This window comes from Stenotrophomonas sp. (assembly GCF_031995405.1).
GTDB lineage: Bacteria > Pseudomonadota > Gammaproteobacteria > Xanthomonadales > Xanthomonadaceae > Stenotrophomonas.
Genome location: NZ_DAMAGC010000097.1, coordinates 1 through 2,519 on the forward strand (window position 1 = coordinate 1; position 2,519 = coordinate 2,519).

Genomic DNA, 2,519 nt, shown 5'->3' on the forward strand with positions numbered 1-2,519 from the left:
GCCCGTGCCAGGTAGAGCACGCGGGCGCCACTGGCGATGCCGCAGGCCACCGAGGTCAGCGCGAATGCCACCAGCCCGATCAGGTACAGGCGGCGCCGACCGATGCGATCGGCCAGGGTGCCGGCCGGCAGCAGCAGCGAGGCGAAACACAGCACGTAGGCGCTGACCACCCACTCGATGTCGGCGAACGAGGCCGACAGCTCACGCGCGATGGTCGGCAATACCACCCCGACCACGTTGGTATCCAGCACGGTCAGGGCGCAGCCGGCCGACGCCAGCAGCAGGATCGCATCCGTGCGCGGTGCGGGCGCCGATCCTGGCGCGCTCATCCGCATCGCCTCATGTGTCGCTGGCCGTCAGCCGCGCACGGACCTTGTCCGCCATCTCCGCCTCGGTGAGCGCGTAACCGAGCACCTCCTGCAGCTTGCCGTCGGCGCCCAGCAGGAACCACGACGCGGTGTGCTCGAACGTGGCCGCTTCGCCTTCGCCGACGCGCTGGTAGCTCACGCCCAGGCTTTCGGCGACGGCGCGCGTGCCCGTCTCATCCCCCGCCAGCCCGATGAAGGTCGGGTCGAAGGCGGCCAGGTAGTCGCGCAGGTGCGCCGGGGTGTCGCGCTGCGGATCGACCGTGACGAACACCACCTGCAGGTGCTCTGCCACCGGCCCGAGCTGGCGCTTGAGCTGCACCGCCTTGACCAGGCTCAGCGGGCACACTTCCGGGCAATGGGTGAAACCGAAGAACAGCAGCGTGGGCTTGCCGCGCAAGCCGCTGATCGACAGCGTGCGTCCATCGCTGCTGTGCAGCGCCACCGACGCCAGCGCAGACTGCCCCATGACCGGTGCCTGGGCCTCGCTGCAGCCGGCCAGAAACACCAGACATAACGCGGCGCCGAGCCAACCGCGCCTCATCGCCCCGCCCCGGGTCCGTGGCGCTGCGCCTCTTTGCCGTCGCGCACCACGAAATCCACGCGCTGCTCGCCGGACCGCGCGAACTGCAGGCGCACCGGCACCTGTTGACCGTCCTGCAGCGGGCGCCTGGGCATCATCAACATCAGGTGGTAGCCGCCGGGCTGCAGCGCAGTGAGCTTGCCGGCCGGCAACGGCAGGCCCTCCGGCAGCGCCTGCATGCGCATCACCTCGCCATCCATGCGCATCGCATGGATCTGCACCTGACCGAAGCCGGCGGCCGTGGCCCCCAGCAAACGGTCTTCCCCGCCGTGGTTGTAGAGCTGCAGATAACCGGCGGCCACGTTGGCGGCCGGCGGCGGCAGGCGGATCCACGCCTGGCTGGCCACCACGGCAGTGGTCGCGCGTGGCGCGGCCGGCGCATTGCCTGCGTGGGCGCCGCCAAGGCTCAACGCCATGACGATCCCCAGGCAAGGCACACATCGGTTCATGGCCCGGCTCACAGCTGCATCGGCATCATGTTCTGGGTGGCGTTGTGCATCACCCACAAGGAGCCGGCCACCACGATGGCGATCAGGAATGCGGTGCACAGGAAGATGCCGGTATTCTCGCGCTGGCTGCGGCCGGCACCGATGTGCAGGAACAGCACCAGCTGGGCAACCAGCTGCACCACGCACAGCACCACAATGGCCGCAAGCCGCAACGGTTGTGGCACCAGGCCGGTCATGACCACGCCGAACGAGGCGCCGGTCAGCACCAGGCACAGCAGCAGCCCGGCGATGTAACCCTTCAAGGTGGCGTGGCCGCCGCCATGGGCGGTATCAGAAGCAGTCGGGCTCATACGAATTCCCGCAGATAGACAAAGGTGAACACACAGATCCAGATCAGATCCAGGAAATGCCAGAACAGGCTCAGGCAGGCCAGCCGGCGGCGCACGATGCCGTCCAGGCCGAACTTCAGCACCTGGTGGATCATGATCGCCAGCCACAACAGGCCGAAGGTGACGTGCAGGCCATGGGTCGCCACCAGGGTGAAGTACGCCGACAGGTAGGCGCTCACATCCGGGGTGGCACCTTCATGGATCAGCTCGGCGAACTCGTACAGCTCCATGCCGATGAAGCCCGCACCGAGCAGGCCGGTCATCGCCAGCCAGCCGACCACCTGGTTGCGCTTGCCCGCCTGCATGCCCAGCATCGCCACGCCGAAGGTGAAGCTGCTGAGCAGCAGCAGGACCGTCTCGGACAGCACGAAGCCCAGCTTGAACAGTTCCTTGCCGCTGGGACCGTCGGCCGTTCCGTTGAGCAGCACGCCGAAGGTGGCGAACAGCACCGCGAAGATCAGGCAGTCGCCCATCAGGTACATCCAGAACCCGACGATGGTCTTGTTGCCGTCGTCGTGGTGCGCGTGGCCGTCGTGATGACCGTCCTGAAGCTGCGCGTGCGGCGTGGCCGCCGTCAGGGTATCGCCGCTCATGCGTGGGCTCCTTGCATGCGCGCGAAGCGCGCGTCTTCGATGCGCTTCACCTCGGCGGCGGGCACGTAATAATCCACGTCACGGTCGTAGGAGCGCAGCACGAAGGTAGCGATCACACCGATCAGGCCGATTCCCGCGAG

General features: G+C 67.8%; 5 protein-coding genes and 1 pseudogene. All 6 read right to left on the reverse strand.

Annotated elements, in window-relative coordinates:
* Positions 1 to 329 (reverse strand): MFS transporter (locus RTO53_RS15100; protein WP_312238562.1); only part of this gene is annotated, 329 nt, incomplete at its 3' end.
* 10 nt (positions 330 to 339) lie between these two features.
* A complete protein-coding gene (locus tag RTO53_RS15105) occupies positions 340 to 834 on the reverse strand; it encodes an SCO family protein (RefSeq protein ID WP_312238563.1) in 495 nt (164 codons plus the stop codon).
* 71 nt (positions 835 to 905) lie between these two features.
* Positions 906 to 1,364: a copper chaperone PCu(A)C gene (locus RTO53_RS15110; RefSeq protein ID WP_312238564.1), complete on the reverse strand. Its 459-nt coding sequence runs from the start codon at positions 1,362 to 1,364 to the stop codon at positions 906 to 908.
* Between the two features lie 41 nt (positions 1,365 to 1,405).
* The gene (gene cyoD, locus RTO53_RS15115) at positions 1,406 to 1,747 is read right to left on the reverse strand and encodes a cytochrome o ubiquinol oxidase subunit IV (protein WP_312238565.1); all 342 of its coding nucleotides are present in this window, start codon (positions 1,745 to 1,747) and stop codon (positions 1,406 to 1,408) included.
* Positions 1,744 to 2,379 carry a cytochrome o ubiquinol oxidase subunit III gene (cyoC, locus tag RTO53_RS15120; RefSeq protein WP_312238566.1) on the reverse strand — a complete coding sequence of 212 codons (636 nt, stop codon included), beginning with the start codon at positions 2,377 to 2,379 and terminating at the stop codon, positions 1,744 to 1,746. The genes cyoD and cyoC overlap by 4 nt, the downstream gene beginning before the upstream one ends.
* A pseudogene (locus tag RTO53_RS15125) lies at positions 2,376 to 2,519 on the reverse strand (ubiquinol oxidase subunit I); the annotation flags it as partial. The gene cyoC and the pseudogene RTO53_RS15125, both read right to left, overlap by 4 nt.